The 17,252-nt window shown below is 45.7% G+C and carries 15 protein-coding genes; 10 read left to right on the top strand and 5 right to left on the bottom strand.

Going from position 1 to position 17,252, the window contains the following annotated elements; translation table 11 throughout:
* Nucleotides 1-7 precede the first annotated feature (7 nt).
* From secD to PEB0122_RS04690, 3 genes are read left to right on the top strand one after another with little or no spacing between them, the layout of a single operon-like run.
* Entirely contained in the window at nt 8-2,254 is a 2,247-nt protein-coding gene (secD, locus tag PEB0122_RS04700; protein ID WP_075915820.1) for a protein translocase subunit SecD, read from the top strand.
* On the top strand, nt 2,254-2,640 hold the full coding sequence (locus PEB0122_RS04695; protein WP_075915818.1) for an Mth938-like domain-containing protein: 387 nt from the start codon (nt 2,254-2,256) through the stop codon (nt 2,638-2,640). Before secD ends, PEB0122_RS04695 begins: the two co-directional genes overlap by 1 nt.
* The gene (locus tag PEB0122_RS04690; protein WP_075915816.1) at nt 2,637-3,488 is read left to right on the top strand and encodes a phytoene/squalene synthase family protein; all 852 of its coding nucleotides are present in this window, start codon (nt 2,637-2,639) and stop codon (nt 3,486-3,488) included. Before PEB0122_RS04695 ends, PEB0122_RS04690 begins: the two co-directional genes overlap by 4 nt.
* A gap of 114 nt (nt 3,489-3,602) precedes the next feature.
* Here PEB0122_RS04690 and PEB0122_RS04685 read toward each other — a convergent pair whose 3' ends face one another.
* From PEB0122_RS04685 to PEB0122_RS04665, 5 genes are read right to left on the bottom strand one after another with little or no spacing between them, the layout of a single operon-like run.
* Nucleotides 3,603-4,829, bottom strand: coding sequence for a molybdopterin molybdotransferase MoeA (locus PEB0122_RS04685; protein WP_075915813.1), 1,227 nt, complete (start codon nt 4,827-4,829; stop codon nt 3,603-3,605).
* Entirely contained in the window at nt 4,810-5,313 is a 504-nt protein-coding gene (gene moaC / locus PEB0122_RS04680) for a cyclic pyranopterin monophosphate synthase MoaC (protein WP_075915811.1), read from the bottom strand. Before moaC ends, PEB0122_RS04685 begins: the two co-directional genes overlap by 20 nt.
* A gap of 1 nt (nt 5,314) precedes the next feature.
* Nucleotides 5,315-6,109 (bottom strand): indole-3-glycerol phosphate synthase TrpC, encoded by a 795-nt coding sequence (trpC, locus tag PEB0122_RS04675; RefSeq protein WP_143238808.1) that lies wholly within the window; start codon nt 6,107-6,109, stop codon nt 5,315-5,317.
* Nucleotides 6,099-7,127, bottom strand: coding sequence for an anthranilate phosphoribosyltransferase (trpD, locus tag PEB0122_RS04670; protein WP_075870002.1), 1,029 nt, complete (start codon nt 7,125-7,127; stop codon nt 6,099-6,101). Before trpD ends, trpC begins: the two co-directional genes overlap by 11 nt.
* Before the next feature lie 7 nt (nt 7,128-7,134).
* Complete coding sequence (locus PEB0122_RS04665; RefSeq protein WP_075915807.1) at nt 7,135-9,024, bottom strand: peptidylprolyl isomerase; 1,890 nt, start codon at nt 9,022-9,024, stop codon at nt 7,135-7,137.
* 161 nt (nt 9,025-9,185) lie between these two features.
* Here PEB0122_RS04665 and tpiA point away from each other — a divergent pair, with 161 nt between their 5' ends.
* From tpiA to PEB0122_RS04630, 7 genes are all read left to right on the top strand, one after another.
* A complete protein-coding gene (gene tpiA / locus PEB0122_RS04660) occupies nt 9,186-9,950 on the top strand; it encodes a triose-phosphate isomerase (protein WP_075870000.1) in 765 nt (254 codons plus the stop codon).
* A gap of 82 nt (nt 9,951-10,032) precedes the next feature.
* Complete coding sequence (gene secG / locus PEB0122_RS04655; protein ID WP_075915805.1) at nt 10,033-10,509, top strand: preprotein translocase subunit SecG; 477 nt, start codon at nt 10,033-10,035, stop codon at nt 10,507-10,509.
* A gap of 708 nt (nt 10,510-11,217) precedes the next feature.
* Nucleotides 11,218-11,859: a L,D-transpeptidase gene (locus PEB0122_RS04650; protein ID WP_075870390.1), complete on the top strand. Its 642-nt coding sequence runs from the start codon at nt 11,218-11,220 to the stop codon at nt 11,857-11,859.
* Between the two features lie 265 nt (nt 11,860-12,124).
* Complete coding sequence (locus tag PEB0122_RS04645) at nt 12,125-13,753, top strand: CTP synthase (RefSeq protein WP_075870389.1); 1,629 nt, start codon at nt 12,125-12,127, stop codon at nt 13,751-13,753.
* Between the two features lie 491 nt (nt 13,754-14,244).
* A complete protein-coding gene (kdsA, locus tag PEB0122_RS04640; RefSeq protein WP_075915803.1) occupies nt 14,245-15,078 on the top strand; it encodes a 3-deoxy-8-phosphooctulonate synthase in 834 nt (277 codons plus the stop codon).
* 92 nt (nt 15,079-15,170) lie between these two features.
* Nucleotides 15,171-16,445, top strand: a complete 1,275-nt coding sequence (gene eno, locus PEB0122_RS04635) for a phosphopyruvate hydratase (protein WP_075915801.1) — start codon at nt 15,171-15,173, stop codon at nt 16,443-16,445.
* Nucleotides 16,446-16,668: 223 nt separating this feature from the next.
* Nucleotides 16,669-17,079 (top strand): TM2 domain-containing protein, encoded by a 411-nt coding sequence (locus PEB0122_RS04630; protein ID WP_075869996.1) that lies wholly within the window; start codon nt 16,669-16,671, stop codon nt 17,077-17,079.
* The last annotated feature ends 173 nt before the right edge of the window (nt 17,080-17,252 follow it).

The raw sequence follows: 17,252 nt of genomic DNA, 5'->3' as shown, positions 1-17,252 counted from the left end.
CCTTCTTATGCTTTATTTTCCTCGCTGGAAACGGCTTCTGGTCTGGCTGGTTGTGATTATCGGCGTCGTCGTGGCTCTGCCCAATATATTACCGCAGGCTCTTCTTAACCAGTTGCCGACAGTCTATTCGAAGCTTCATTTGCCAATGGGCGTCGATTTGCAAGGTGGCTCCCGCCTTGTGGTCCAATTACCGAAAAGTGAAATCGCTGAGCGTGATGCGACGATAGACGTCATGAAAAGACGGCTCGATATCGGGGCTGCAGGTTTTGAAGACTATTCCATTGCCAAACAAAGCCGCGATAAAATCCGTATAGAGGTGCCGGGACTTTTTGATGTCCAGCTGCTTAAAGATATCGTAAGCGTAACTGCCCGTTTTTCACTTTATGAAGAAGACACGTCCGTTTCTGTAAACGATGTGGTTATGGGCAAAGTTGCCCGTCCGGAAGGCACAATCGTTACCTACTCAATGGATGATCCGCCAGTAAGTTATTTGTTGAAAGATCATCCATTTCTGACCAATGACAATATTGCCGGCGCTTATGCAGAAAAAAACGCCAATACAGACGGTTCGCTATTAACTGTCGCACTGGATAGCGAAGGACAACAAAAACTCTCCGACTTTACCCGAAAAAATCCTGACAAACGGCTTATCATTGTGTTTGACAATGAAGTGCTGGCAGCAATGAGATTTCCGGTGCCAATCGACGATGGCTATATTCGGGTAGGGCCATTGCCGGATGATGTAGCCCATAATCTCGAGACTGTTTTGACAACAGGACCACTCCCGACGGATTTGACTTTTATTGAAGAGAGAACAGTGGGGGGTGATCTCGGATCGGCTTATGCAAAAGCCGGTCTGCATGCTGCTTTTGGTGCTCTTGTTATCGTTGCCGTTTTCATGGTTTTGTCGTACGGCCTTTTGGGGCTAACTGCCGATGTTGCATTGGCCGCCAATTTGATGATGCTGGTTGCAGTTTTAAGTCTTGTTGGCACGCCGTTGACGCTTGCCGGATTTGCAGGCCTCGTTCTCATCATTGGCGTGTCGGTCGATGCCAATATTCTGATTTACGAGCGCGTACGCGAGGCAAGACGCAATAATTATTCGGTAACCCAAGCTGTTGAAGCAGGTTTTTCGGGTGCTATGAGCACGATTGTTGATGCCAACGTTACAACTTTCATTGCAGCACTGGTTTTGTTCATGTTGGGTACCGGCCCCATTCACGGGTTTGCACTGACAGTTACAATCGGCATTTTGACGTCGCTTTTTACGACTTTTACGTTTACGCGGATGATGATCAGCTGGTGGATCCGGACATTTCATCCTCGTGAAATACCACAACGTATCATTCGTATTATTCCGCCTAACACCAGTATCCGCTTTATGAAACTTGGAAAAATAACATTGGCATTGTCCACGGTGCTGATTATTTTGACTAGCGGCCTCTATGTGACAGCCGGAGTAAATTACGGGATCGATTTTGCCGGAGGATCATTAGCGGTTCTCGAAGCTAAAAACGGCAAGGCCGATATTTATGACATTGCCTCGCGGGTCAATGATCTCAACATCGGGGGAGTCAATGTTTCGCCGACCAAAAGACCTTCGGAAGCCGAATTGACAATTGCAAGCCAAGAGAATGGTGAAGATGCCGAACAAACAGTCGCAGTAAAACTTCGGGGCGAATTCGGCAATGATTACACTTTGCAGCGTCTTGATATTGTTGGTCCGACCGTTTCATCAGAATTGAGCCGTGTCAGTGCACTTGCCATTTTCGTATCTTTGCTTGCCATATTCATTTATGTTTTATGGCGTTTCCGCTGGCAATTTGCAATCGGAGCCGTTTTGACGACAGTTCATGATATTATCATTCTTGTCGGCATATTTCTGCTCTTCCAATGGCAGTTCAATCTTTGGAGCATCGCTGCTCTCCTTGCAATTATCGGTTATTCTTTGAACGATACGATTGTTGTTTACGATAGAGTTCGTTCGCTCCTCAAAAAACGTGGCAATATCGATATGCGCAGTCTTGTCGATATTGCGATCAACCGGACATTATCGCGCACAATTTTAACTTCTCTTGCAACTCTGCTTGCGCATATTCCGCTTTATTATTTTGGTGGGGCGGATATGAAAGATTTTGCATCGGTTCTCCTCATTGGTATAATCATCGGCACATACTCTTCCATATTTATAGCCGGCCCAATGCTTGTGCTTTTGAAAGTCAAGCCGAAGCAGACCGGCATTAAAGGTTCATAATGTCTGATGCAATCAAAATGAGGGAAGCGCATTATCCCGGACGTGCGCCGATCGATGCTTATGGAAATGGCGGATTTCGCTTTGCCGATATGTCCCATCGGGGTTCGATCGTCTGTGTTCCGTCGGGAATATACGGGCTTGATATGGAAGCTCCTCTGCCCACGATGGACGATATAAAACACGTTCTTGATGAAGCCGATAAAATCGAAGTATTTCTTGTTGGTACAGGAGAGAATTTGTTGCGGTTGCCGGAAGATATGAGAACAGTTTTACATAAAAAACACATATCGACCGATACGATGAGTACCGGTGCTGCTGTTCGAACGTTTAATGTCCTCTTGGCGGAAGATCGTGCGGTTGCCGCACTTCTTTATGCAGTTGAATGAATAAAGATGGCGCCTACTGCTTCGAACTTTTAAAAGATAGCGATAGAGATCGCTATCTCTCCATCCTGTTTGCACCACAGAAATATCGTGCAGGGCTCGCGAGCCTTTTTGCTTTTAATGTCGAGATCAATCGTATTACGGAAACTGTGCACGAACCGATGATCGGTGAAATCCGTTTGCGATGGTGGCGTGATGCAATAGAAGCCGACAAAACGGGCGAGGGCAATCCCGTTTTAAGTGCGTTGCTTTCTACAATTCATCAATATGCATTACCGAAATCGGCGTTATTACGTTATTGCGATGCACGTATATTCGACTTTTATGACGATCAAATGCCTGACGTAACAAGCCTTGAAGGCTATTGCGGTGAAACCGTAAGCACGCTTTTGGAACTTTCCTGTCAAATTCTTGATAAAAATGCTTCGTCATTGACAGCGAAAGCATCCGGACACGGTGGAATGGCAGATTTTATGTGCCGGCTCTTACGTTCGCTTCCTTTGTTAAAGGCAAATGGACGCCAATATTTTTCGCAAAATATTGTTGAAGCAACGGCAGAGGATTTCCTTGTCGCTGCGCCTCATGATGAATTAGAAAAGCAAAAAAAACTTTTAAACGCAGCAATCGAACTTGATAAAAAACATTATCGGGAATTCTATCAACATTATAAAACTTTGCCGGTGAGCGTGCGGTCGGTTTTTCTTCCTCTGGCAATCATACCGGAGGCGCTACGACAAATTGAAAAGAAAGGCACACTGGCATTCAAGGAATGTGTCACACCTTCGCCGCTTCGCCATTATCTTGCTATTACAAAAGCAGCCATAACCGGACGCATGCCGAAAATATCATAGCTCCTCGGCGTCGAAAATAAAAACAGCGCGTGCGCTAGAATTTTAAATGGGATGCCGCGGCATTATCCCCTTTTTGACCAACGCGGCTTTGAGCTGCTATAGCCCCCGAAAATATTATAAGCCAGCGCCGTCGGGAATGAAAATGCGGCATGGCTCTCCAACTTGAAGCGGCGTACCGTTTTCTTCACGAATAATGAGACAATCAGCATTGGCCATGAGCCGTATCAAGGATGAATCCTGACTCCGCACCGGCGTGACCCATCTTTCGCCTTTTGCGTTAACGCTGAGGTTGGCACGGACAAAATGTCGTCTCGGGCCATTTTCCGGCAGCGGAACGGCAAGAAGCGCGTCTTCAATGTGAGGGCGGTAAGTTCTTCCTGAAAGTTTTTCCAATATTGGCACCAGAAAAATGTGACCGCAAACCATGCTTGAAACAGGGTTTCCAGGAAGGCCCAAAACCAGCATTTTATGGTCATGCGGCAAAACTCCGAACATGAGGGGCTTGCCGGGACGCATTGCAACTTTCCAGAAGTCGAGCTTCATACCTTCCGATTTCAACACCGTTTGTACGAGGTCATATTTGCCGACAGAAACACCACCACTGGTGACAAGAAGATCAACTTTCTCTTCTTTCGCACGGTTAATCTTTTCGCGGATTGATGCTTCATTGTCGCGGGCGATGCCGAGATCGACAATATCGCAATGATGAGCCCGTATCAGATAGTTAAGACCATAGGAATTAGAGCATACGATTTGGTCTTTACCGGGTATCTCTCCGGCTTCTACGAGTTCGTTCCCCGTCGCCAACACAGCAATTTTCGGGCGTCTGACGACTTTTATCGCTCCATGGCCGGTTGACGCGCAAAGTGCCAAGGCCGAAGGCGTCATGATGCGACCTTTTTTAAGGACGCTATCACCTTTCTCGAAATTTCCGCCTCTTGGACGAATATTGGCATTTTGTTCGGGCGCTTTAGTAAAGGAGACAATGTCACCGTCAATAACGGCATTTTCCTGAATGATTATAGTATCGGCGTCGTCAGGAACAGGAGCACCGGTAAATATCCGGATAGCTTCTTCTTTGCCGATTTTCCCGTCATAGCCTTTGCCGGCCGCAGCTTCTCCGACAACATGGAATTTCGCTTCTTTCCGGTAATCCTGAAATCTTATTGCAAAACCGTCCATCGCAGAAGAACGGAAAGGTGGTTCAGTCAATTCGGCAATGACATCCTGAGCCAGAACTTGCGCCTGTCCGACCTTGGTTAGAGGCGTAAGCACACTTTCAAGTGTGTCCGTTGCGGTAAGTAAACGGTTTAAAGATTCGTCAACATTGATGAGAGGCATTGTTTTCTTCTCGCTTCCATGTGCCAGATTTTCCTCCCCGCTTTTCCAATAAACAGATATTGCTGATGACCATGCTTTTATCCAGAGCTTTTGCCATATCGTAAATTGTCAAACACGTAATCGATACAGCAGACAAAGCTTCCATCTCGACACCGGTCTTGCCGTTAAGACCTACGGTTGCAGTAATCTGATAGCCCGGTAAATCGTGATCGGCGGTAATGTCGACAGCAATTTTTGTAAGCATGAGCGGATGGCATAGCGGAATAAGTTCCGATGTTTTTTTTGCTCCCATAATACCTGCTATTCTGGCAGTGGCCAAAACATCACCTTTGGGTGCGTTGCCATTCTCGATTGCTTCGAGAGTGTCTCTTGCCATTTTTATAGAACCGTGGGCAATAGCTATCCGGTCGGTTTCGTGTTTTCCCCCGACATCAACCATGTGTGCTTCACCTTTGGCATTCACATGGGTTAGTTTATCGCTCATTTTATAGTCCTAGTAAGGTTCTCGTCGTCATTGCAACATCGTTCTGCCGCATCAGACTTTCTCCGATAAGGAATGAACGGATGTTGCTTTTTTCCAATCTTTTCAAATCGTCATGGGTAAAAATACCGCTTTCTCCCACCAACAGGCGATCATGAGGAACCATATGGGAGAGCCTTTCCGAATTGGCAAGGTCAACTTCGAAATTGCGCAAATTGCGGTTATTGACCCCGATAAGAGGCGATTTAAGTTTTAATGCCCGTTCGACTTCAGCTTCATTATGGGTTTCAATGAGAACATCCATACCAAGTTCGAATGCAGTATCTTCCAGCGCTTTGGCCAAATTATCATCAACTGCCGCAAGAATAATAAGAATGCAATCAGCGCCCCATGCGCGGGCTTCATAGACCTGATATGTATCGAAGAGAAAATCCTTCCTTAATGCCGGAAGCTTACAGGCATTGTGTGCCGCACGCAAAAATTCCGGAGAGCCCTGAAAAGACGGGGCATCGGTTAGAACCGAAAGACAGGCTGCCCCGCCTTCCTCATAAGCTTTAGCGAGTGCCGGCGGGTCGAAATCTTCTCTAATAAGCCCTTTAGACGGGCTCGCTTTCTTGATCTCGGCAATCAAACCGAAAAGGCCTTTATCTTCCTTGGCTTTCAGCGCTCTATAAAAACCACGTGGTTTATCGGCTTTTGCAGCCAATTTTTTTAATTTTTCGAGTGGCAAAGCATCTTTGGCTTTGTCTATTTCCTTAAGTTTATAGGATTCAATTTTCTTTAAAATATCACTCATTATTCTCACCAAGGTCGTTTGAAACCTTTATCAAATGTTCCAGCTTTTCTTTAGCTTTACCTTGATCAATGCTTTGCTCGGCAATTTTGACACCTTGCTTTAATGTGTCGGCTTTTCCGGCAATGATGAAAGCTGCGGCAGAGTTCAAAAGAACAATATCACGATAAGCACCATGTTGCCCTTCAAGAACCGCTCGCAATGCCTTTGCATTATATTGCGGATCGCCACCTTTAAGCTCTGCCATTGTAACACGCTTCAAACCGGCATCCTCGGGTGTAACCGTAAAAGTTGTGAGAACACCGTCTTTAAGCGCAGCAACTTCTGTTTCACCCGCTGTTGTGAGCTCATCCATACCGCTACCATGAACAACCCATAATGATTTTGAACCAAGTCCTTGAAGCACTTTGGCAATCGGAACCACCCATTTGGGTGAAAAGACGCCGATCAACTGGTTGGTAACGCCGGCAGGATTGGAAAGTGGCCCAAGTATATTGAAGATTGTACGTGTGCCGAGTTCGACGCGCGCAGGCCCCACATGACGCATAGCCGAGTGATGGGTCGGTGCAAACATGAAACCAATTCCCACTTCACGGATACAGCGGCCGATCATTTCCGGAGTGGCATCAATATTCACTCCAAGGGCTGCCAAAGCGTCGGCAGCACCCGATTTTGACGATAACGCACGGTTGCCGTGTTTACCCACCGGTACGCCGGCGCCGGCAACAACAAAAGCGGTAGCGGTTGAAACATTGTAAGAACCCGACTGGTCACCGCCCGTTCCGACAATATCGACTGCTCCATCCACTGAATCGACCCGCAGCATTTTCTTGCGCATGGAAGCAACGGCACCGGTAATTTCGTCAAGGGTTTCACCGCGAACGCGAAGCGACATTAAAAAACCGCCAATTTGGGCTGGTGTCGCTTGCCCGGACATCATGATTGTGAAGGCTTCTTCAGCTTCATCTTTTGTAAGTGAAGCACCTGTTGCAACCTTGTTTATGAAAGGTTTTAGGTCACTCATAATATCCTCACTGGAGACTGTTTGTTATTGTTTTAAGGTTTTGTGTATCGGCTTTGACAGGTGCCATTTCATTGGCAAGCTGCAGCATTTCCATACGCAAATCGGTAGCCATCATAGCATCTATGTTTTCTTTTATATCCGGCTCCAAAGAGTTCGCATCCGTATTGAGAGGCTCGACAGATTCGGTTACGAGATAGACAATACGTTGATTGCTATTGGATGCTCTTGACACACCAGTGTGTCCTTTTGGACCGGAGAATGCAGCATTGACGCCATCTGCTCCGAGCACTTCATCCGAACCACCGCGCTTGAGTCCGTGTGCCGTCTTTTTTGTAACTCCCAGCTCTTTTGCGAGATCATCAAGCGTTTTATGGTTGTTCAATTCGGTCTCGAGTTGCGAAGCTTTATCATCAAGAGCCTTTTGCAGCTCATCAACCTTCCATCCTTCAATAACCTTGTCTTTGACCTCATCCAATGCCTTGTCGCGAGCATTGATAACTTTGTCAACGCGATACCAGAGATAACCACCACCCTGTATGGCGATGGGGTCGAGATCGGCACCTTCCGCAGCCTGGAAAATTCCGTCAACCAGAATAGATTGTTGTCGAAGGTCGGCTACGGCTTGGCCATCAGGAGCCTGTGCCTTGGAATCGACTGTAATTTTTCTGAGCTTCAACTTATATTGTTGAGCGAGTTCATCCAGCGAAACACCTTCGAAGCGGGCATTTTCAATGGCATCATGGTCGTCTCGCATCGCTTTTGCCGCATTGTTTTTGGCTAAGGTCTCACGAATATTTTGTTCGGCTTTTTCAAAGGGTATAGGCCCTTGCGGTGTAATATTAACGACACGCATGATGACGGGGCCTTCAAGGTCATTGATCACATCGCTGACTTTATTCAAGTCCAGACCAAAAATGTCAGACGCAATGGTCGAGCTGAAACCTGTCTTCGGGGCAGGGCCTTTGGTGATATCTTTGAGTGTTTTGTGTTCGGAATTGACGAGTTCTTCGAACGTCATACCTTTTCCGAGCTTTGCAGAAGCGTTATCGGCTTCTTCTCTGGTTTTGAAACGCAGAATTTCGACGGTGCGCTCTTCCGGGGAAACAAACCGTGAAGCATTGGCGGTGTAATATTCTTTGGCTTCGTCAGTCGAGACATCGGCAGGTTTTATCAAGCTGTCCGGCGTCATTTCCATAAGTGTGACCTGACGATATTCAGGAGCGTGAAATTCGCTGATATGACTATCAAACCATTTTTGTAGGTCGTCGGCTGTCGGTTCTTTGAGCTTTCCGGCCTCTTTGGGGGAAATAACAAGATAATCGACCGAACGTGTTTCTCCCCTATAATTTTTGAGCGCAGCATAAAATACATCAGGAGCTTTCATGCCGTCGGTCGATGGATAAATAATCTGGTCACGCACTTCTTTACCTGCAAAATAGTCGACAAAATCACCTTCACGAATATTGAGCTGGCGCAGATAGCTGTTGAAAAGATTACGATCGAAATGTCCTTCTTGCTGGAAGAATCGGTCAGCACCGATGGCGCGGGCAATGCCATCTTTCGAAACACCGATTTTCATAAGTCGGGCTTGTTCATCAAGAAGCACGTCCTGCTGGAGTTGAGCCAATACCAATTGCGGAATACCGTATTGTTGTGCTTCACCCTCCGAAAGCAGCCGTGGCAGATGATTGGCCACCGAAAAACGCATTGTTTGGTCGCGCAAAGCAAGTTTATAAGTATCTGCTTTAATTGTCGATTTTCCTGAAATGAATAAATCGTGTCCGCTGGTTCTTCTTAATTCCGGCACACCCCATAAAAGCACAAAGCATAGAACAAGCAGACCAAGGAAAACCTTGGCTACCCAAGAATTGACAGCACTTCGTATTGTATCAAGCATCGGCTAATTCCGTTTTAATTGGCTTCATTTCAGCAAAAAGCTCTGTTAGGATGTGCAACAAAGGCGCACAATATGCAAGGTTTAAGACTTGCTTTAGTGAGGCAATTTGTTACTTAAGGCTATTAATGCGCAGTTTTTAAGACTTTTATTGAGGAAAAATCATGACGCCTAATGTTAGACCGCTTGTTGCAGGAAATTGGAAAATGAATGGGACCGGCGAATCTCTGACCGAGTTGCGGGCTATATCGGCCGGAGTTAACTCGGATCTCGGGCGTTTGTTCGAAGCCCTCATTTGTGTGCCTGCGACACTCTTGTCTCGAGCTGCGGCAAGTCTTGATGGCGAAAAATTGTTGTTGGGTGGCGAAGATTGCCATACGGCTGACTCCGGTGCACATACCGGCGATATTTCTGCACCAATGCTTAAAGAAGCAGGTGCAAGTTACGTCATTGTCGGCCATTCCGAAAGACGTAATGATCATCATGAGTCCGATGAACTCGTTAGACAAAAAGCCGAAGCTGCATGGCGTGCCGGATTGGTTGCCATCATTTGTGTGGGCGAAAAACTTGATGAACGTGAGAATGGCAAGACGCTCGATATTATCGGAAAGCAATTGGCGGGCTCGGTTCCTGATGGAGCAACGCCGCAAAATACGGTTATAGCCTATGAGCCTGTCTGGGCAATTGGCACCGGTAAAACTCCGACGGCCGCTGATGTCGGCGAAGTGCATAAATTTATGCGTGATAAACTTGCTACCCGTTTCGCACAGTCGGGAAAACAATTTCGTCTTCTTTATGGCGGTTCGGTTAAACCGAACAATGCGGTCGAGTTGTTAGGGGTAGAAAATGTTGATGGTGCACTGGTTGGCGGCGCAAGCTTGAAAGCAAGTGATTTTTTGGCAATTTGTGGTGCTTATCGCAAATTATAAGCAAAGTTTTTCACCTACACCCCTTGGAATATCTGTGATTTACGTGTAAACAGCCGCGAACAGTAACATTAGAGCAGAGCTTATGCAGACAGTATTGATTGTCATCCATCTTTTAATTGTCATTGCACTTGTCGGCGTTGTGTTAATACAGCGTTCGGAAGGCGGTGGTCTCGGTATTGGTGGCGGCTCGGGCTTTATGACGGCGCGCGGCACAAAAAATGCTTTGACGCGTTTGACAGCGATTCTTGCAATCTGCTTTTTTGCGACATCTATTGCTCTTGTTGTGTTGGATAGTGTTTCCAATCCGGCTGCCGATATTATCAACCGTATTCCGGTAAATGATACCAAGGCACCGGCAACATCAACATCAACAGCACCGGCTGGAACTGCTCCTTCGACTGAGACAGGTAAAACTCCTGCTGCTAATTCCAAGCAACCGACTGTTTATGAACAGTTAGGCGGCAAGAATGAAAAAGGCGGGCAAACAAATCCGGGTGCAACACCGGCAGAACAAAGTCCGGTTCCACAACAACCTGAAAATCCTGTCCCGAATAATTAATTCGCTGGAACTTGCAGGTTCCGAAGTTTTACAAGTCAAATCAATTCAATACGTAAAAGGGCGTCGATCAACGCCCTTTTTTGATGGAAGGCAGCTTCACTTTTTTAATGTCGATAATTGAGGCTTCAGTTTTGAATAACTTCGTTCTCGGGCGATATAGAATTCCAACTTTTAATCAAAAAAATCATAATGTTAACATGAGAATGTCAGACTTTGTTTTGTTGTGACGGCAAACTTTTATGGCGAAGAAGCTGTAAGGCTTTTTAAAATTCGTTGATGCTCCAGATGCTTACAACTTGGATCAAGAGAAGACGAGGCCGTAGCTTAAAAACAAACAGAAGCTACGAAACCGGCGACAAGCGGACTAGATGATAGCAAGAGCAAACGGAATTTGTAGAGGGATGATTATTTTACACCACCCCGTTCTGTCCGGTTTCAAGGGACCAAAAGTCACGCTAAAAACGGATGAATATCCTGTTTTCATGAACCGGATATCGCAAGGGAAATGAAGTATGCTTGTTAAGTCGATGACGGTTAATTCTTAACAATGTGTTGCATTGCTGCCATAGCAGTTAATCATCTTTTATTTCACTTCTTGAAAAAGATTGAGAAGATACGATTTTGGTCGTATGAAAATGAAACATATTGCAAAGAGCTTTTCCTATTGCAAAAGAACCTTTCGAACTTTCGTCACGGAATGAAATTGAAATGATCCACCGTTTAATGATCGCCGGTCTATCCGGCTTGTTCTTTTTGTCAGGTAATGTAGCTTTTTCGGAAGAAATTGCTGATAACACTGATAATCTTGATGCGGATAATGCGCAGGTCGCTTCGGTTGCTCCTGTCGGACATATACAGATTCCATCTGTGAAGAGCTACAATGTACCGGAGAAATATCGGCCTCAAACAGTATCTTTTTCCGGTTATAAACCGGGAACAATTGTTATCGATCCTAAGAACTATTTCCTTTATCTGATTGAAACACCGACAACTGCAAGACGTTATGGAATTGCTGTCGGAAGGATCGGCCTTCAGTTTAAAGGAACGGCCAATATTCGTTTTAAACGTGAATGGCCACGCTGGATTCCGACCAAAGATATGGTTAAACGCAGCCCCGAACATTATGCAAAATTTGCTAATGGAATGGACGGTGGACCGGGCAATCCGCTTGGCGCACGTGCGTTGTATCTCTGGCAAGGTGACAAAGATACCTATATTCGTATTCACGGAACTGTACAGCCTTGGACCATCGGTTCCTCCGCCTCGAACGGTTGTTTCCGTATGATCAATGATGATGTTCTGGATCTTTATGATCGTGTTGATGTCGGCACAGAGGTTGTTGTTCTGTAAAGTCATCAATAATAAGCTTTTAAAAGCCCCGTTAGTGACGGGGCTTTTTTGTTGAATAATCCCAAATGGTTAGCACGGATTTAAGAATCATTTTATCAACTTTTCTTCAACCATTTTGTGAAGTCTCTTGTTGTCGTTGGTGAAGTGGGGATTCATCGCTAATCCGAATTCCAAAAAAGCCGAGTTCAAAAGTTTCGAAAAATTTCGCCTAAAACATCATTTTTTGCTGGAAGAATCATCAATGAACGGTTATCTCCATAAGCCCATGGCACGATATGTTTTTATTACTGGTGGCGTGGTTTCTTCCCTTGGAAAAGGCATTGCCGCAGCAGCTTTAGCTGCTTTGTTACAGGCTCGCGGGTACCGTGTAAGGATCCGCAAGCTAGACCCTTATCTTAACGTCGATCCGGGCACAATGTCGCCTTATCAGCACGGAGAAGTCTTCGTGACAGATGACGGCGCCGAGACTGATCTTGATCTTGGACATTACGAGCGTTTTACCGGTCGTTCGGCAAACAAGCAGGATAATATTACAACTGGTCGTATCTACCGCAATATTATCGAGCGTGAGCGCCGTGGCGATTATCTGGGTGCAACGGTTCAAGTCATTCCGCACGTTACTGACGAAATCAAAAATTTCATCATGGAAGGGAATGAAAATTACGATTTTGTCCTATGCGAGATTGGCGGCACAGTCGGCGATATTGAAGCGATGCCGTTTTTGGAAGCGATAAGACAGCTTCATAACGAATTACCTCCCCATACAACGGTTTATATGCATCTGACATTGATGCCTTATATTCCCGCTGCCGGGGAATTGAAAACCAAGCCCACTCAACATTCGGTAAGGGAGTTGCAATCTGTCGGTATCGCGCCGGATATTTTGCTGGTACGTGCCGATCGCGCAATTCCGGAATCGGAACGGCGCAAGCTTTCGTTGTTTTGTAACGTCCGTCCATCGGCCGTTATTCAGGCGCTTGATGTCGATGCAATCTATGATGTTCCGATTGCCTATCATCGCGAAGGGTTGGATTCGGAAGTTCTGGCTGCATTCGGTATTGATCCTGCTCCGGAGCCAAAAATGGATCGGTGGATTGAAATCAACCGCCGTCTTCATAATCCGGAAGGGCAGGTTACGATTGCCGTGGTCGGTAAATATACCGGCTTGAAGGATGCTTATAAATCTCTCAATGAAGCTTTGACTCATGGCGGCCTTGCCAATAAGGTCAAAGTCAATCTTGAATGGATTGAATCCGAAATCTTCGAGAAGGAAGATCCGGCACCATATCTTGAAAAGGTTCACGGCATTCTTGTTCCTGGCGCTTTTGGCGAGCGGGGTGCAGAAGGTAAGATTATGGCCATACGTTTCGCCCGTGAGCGTAAAGTCCCTTTCTTCGGTATATGCTTTGGCATGCAAATGGCTTGCATTGAGGCGGCTCGTAATCTTTGTGGTATCGAGAATGCATCATCCACCGAATTTGGTCCAACGGATGAACCGGTTGTTGGACTGATGACGGAATGGCTTAAGGGGGATGCATTGGAAAGACGTGCAGAGTCGGGAAATCTCGGCGGCACAATGCGCCTTGGAGCTTATGAAGCTGTTTTAAAAGAAGGCAGTGCTATTGCAAAAATATATGGGAAAACCGACATTTTCGAGCGTCATCGCCATCGCTATGAGGTGAATATCGATTATAAAGAGCGGCTTGAAAATTGTGGCCTCGTTTTCTCCGGTATGTCGCCTGATGGTGTTTTGCCCGAGACAATCGAGTATAAGGATCATCCTTGGTTCATCGGCGTTCAATATCATCCGGAATTGAAATCCCGTCCGTTCGAACCCCATCCTCTTTTTGCTTCATTTATCAAGGCTGCAATGGTTCAGAGCAGACTTGTATAATCGCTGTTTAGAAAACTGGAAGCTTGAACCTTGCAAAAACCTTCGAAACAGGTTTTGCAGGGTTTTTTATTAAAAACAAAAGGCTTCTGGCGAAATATAAATCTATTTCAACATTTGCTTGATGGGGCTAAGGCTATTTCCGATGCTAAGAGCTGCCCACCTTATAAAAGGGATTTTCTTGAACCCGATTTGACTTTTTAAAGTCCTTTGAAGCCGAACCATTATTTGCCTGATAACGAGAGGCTTCATAAAGTCCGACAGAATCGCTCAATCATGTTTTGTTTAAAAATATCGTAATGCCCCCATCACATGAATATTCGCCCGGCATTGATATGAGAGCTTAAGTTTTATGCAGGAGATTATGCGAAACATCTTGCCGGAACCTGTTTGAAAAATGTTTCGCATTAATCGTATTGAACAGTTTGTATTTTATAAGGTAAAGTCTGCTAATCAGCGAAGATCAGATCAAAATGATTAGATTAGAGGAATAAATGACGAAACCGAATAGCACTGTCACCGTGGGTAATGTTAAATTTTCCAATAGTGCGCCCCTTTCAATTATTGCAGGCCCATGCCAGATGGAAAGCCGCGAGCACGCTTTCGATATGGCAGGCAAGATCAAAGAGATTACAGAAAAACTGGGCATCGGTTTTGTTTATAAATCGAGTTTTGACAAAGCCAATCGTACGTCTTTGAACAGCAAGCGCGGCATCGGTCTTGAAAAAGCGATGGATGTTTTTGACGATCTGAAACAGGAATTCCATATTCCGGTATTGACGGATATCCATACAGAAGAACAATGTGCGATTGTTGCTCCTCATGTCGACGTTTTGCAAATTCCGGCGTTTTTGTGCAGACAAACCGATCTTTTGGTTGCAGCAGCAAAAACCGGCCGCGTGATCAACGTTAAAAAAGGCCAGTTTCTTGCCCCTTGGGATATGAAAAACGTTTTGGCAAAAATTACCGAAAGCGGAAATCCCAATGTTATGGCATGTGAACGCGGTGTTTCTTTCGGTTATAACACATTGATTTCGGATATGCGTGCGCTGCCAATAATGGCGCAATTCGGCTCACCAGTTATTTTTGATGCCACCCATTCTGTTCAGCAACCGGGTGGGCAGGGGACATCTTCCGGCGGACAACGCGAATTTGTGGAAACTCTTGCACGTGCTGCTGTAGCAGTTGGTGTTGCCGGTGTTTTTCTTGAAACACATCAGGATCCCGATCATGCCCCGTCTGACGGGCCGAATATGGTCAAACTTGAAAATTTGCCACATCTGTTGGAAACGTTGATGGCGTTTGACCGGTTGGCAAAAAAACTTTAATCGATTTTACTATGCAATAGATATTCCCTCGCGAAGAGAGTTTGTCTATTCAATTGAATAATAACTAACCCTTATCGGGAAGGAACCGTGAGATGACTGCAATTATAGATATTGTTGGCCGTGAAATATTGGATAGTCGTGGTAATCCGACTGTCGAAGTCGATGTCGTTTTGGAAGATGGTGCGTTTGGTCGGGCTGCGGTCCCCTCAGGTGCTTCAACCGGCGCTCACGAAGCAGTGGAATTGCGCGACGGTGGAACACGTTATCAGGGCAAAGGTGTTGAGAAGGCTGTTAGCGCAGTCAATGGGGAAATTTTGCAGGAAATTGGCGGGCTTGATGCTGAAGATCAAATAGCAATCGATCAGGCAATGATTGCACTTGACGGCACGCCGAACAAGTCGCGCCTTGGCGCTAATGCTATTCTCGGAGTTTCATTGGCGGCGGCAAAAGCCGCAGCAAATTCGGCCGGTTTGCCGCTTTACCGTTATGTCGGCGGTACACAAGCCCATTTGATGCCCACCCCCATGATGAATATTATCAATGGCGGAGTTCATGCAGACAATCCGATCGACTTTCAGGAATTCATGATTTTGCCTGTTGGTGCGCCAACTTTGAAGGAAGCCGTCCGGTACGGAGCCGAGATTTTTCACACATTGAAGAAACGTTTGAAAGACGCCGGATTTAATACCAATGTCGGCGATGAAGGCGGTTTTGCTCCCAATCTCAAGAGCGCAGAAGCAGCGCTCGAATTTATCGTAGAATCTATCAAGGCGGCCGGTTACAAACCGGGCGAACAGGTGGCACTCGGCCTTGATTGTGCGTCATCGGAATTTTATAAGAACGGTTCTTATGTTTACACTGGCGAAGGCAAAACACGCAGTGCCGAACAACAGGCCGATTATCTGGAAAAACTCATTAGCGATTTCCCGATTATCACAATTGAAGATGGTATGGCTGAAGACGATTGGGATGGTTGGAAAATTTTGACCGACCGCATCGGTAAAAAATGTCAGCTCGTTGGAGATGATTTGTTCGTTACCAATTCTGCTCGTTTACGCGATGGTATCAAAATGGGTGTTGCCAATTCTTTGCTCGTCAAAGTCAACCAGATTGGTACTTTGAGTGAAACACTTGATGCTGTGGAAACGGCTCATAAGGCCGGTTATACCGCAATTATGTCGCATCGTTCAGGCGAGACTGAAGATTCGACCATTGCCGATCTTGCTGTTGCTACCAATTGCGGCCAGATCAAGACGGGGTCTCTTGCCCGTTCTGACAGACTTGCAAAATATAACCAGTTGATGCGAATCGAAGAAGAGCTCGGCAATCAGGCTCACTATGCCGGTATTTCGGCTTTTCGTATCTGATTGAAGACTAGCAATACCAAAACTCTGTTTTTGAAGAGCGGACTTTAGAGTCCGCTCTTTGTTCATTTTTATATAAATTTTTATCTCGGACTAGTTTTTTAAAACACGCAACTTATTTAAACCAATGGTCTGACCCCACAAAATAACAATGTTTATCAAAAAGCAGAGCTGAATGCTCACTCAACTGAAGCACTTTGCTTTTTAAAAAAGATCAGGAGTGTTTATGCGCGGTTCGATTATAAGCTACACTAGGAACAAAGGTCTTATCTCGGGAGCTGATAACAATCGTTACGAATTTACGCGGCTTGACTGGAGTGGACAAGGCGAACCGTCGGCCGGAATCAAGGTCGATTTTGTGGCAGAAGGAGCGATTGCCAAAAATATCTTTCCCTTAAGCATTGATAGCAAGCATTCGAAAGTTGTTATGGCAATCGTCTGCTGGTTCTTCGGGGTTTTCGGAGTTCATCGTTTTATGGTCGGAAAAATCGGTACCGGTGTATTGATGCTTCTGCTCACAATCACAGTCATCGGCTCGATAATTTCATTTATTTGGTCAATTATCGATTTTATTCTGATCCTCATGGGAAAATTCAAAGATAAAGACGGAAACCCGATCACAAGCGAATATCTTTGACTTGGAAATGATCACTAGAAAGGTCAACACCGGAAAACAGAGGGGAACATTTTTGCGACTGTCTGTCAGGCGATGAACTTTGTGAAGTTATGGGTTCAATGTGTCAGCACGCGGCAAGTGGTTGAAATAACACCGGTTAAAATGTCTATATCGGTTATTTTTAAAAAAATTTC

Source organism: Ditibartonella apis, assembly GCF_001952075.1.
Lineage (GTDB): Bacteria > Pseudomonadota > Alphaproteobacteria > Rhizobiales > Rhizobiaceae > Bartonella > Bartonella apis.
This window is presented reverse-complemented; position numbering and strand designations above follow the sequence as displayed.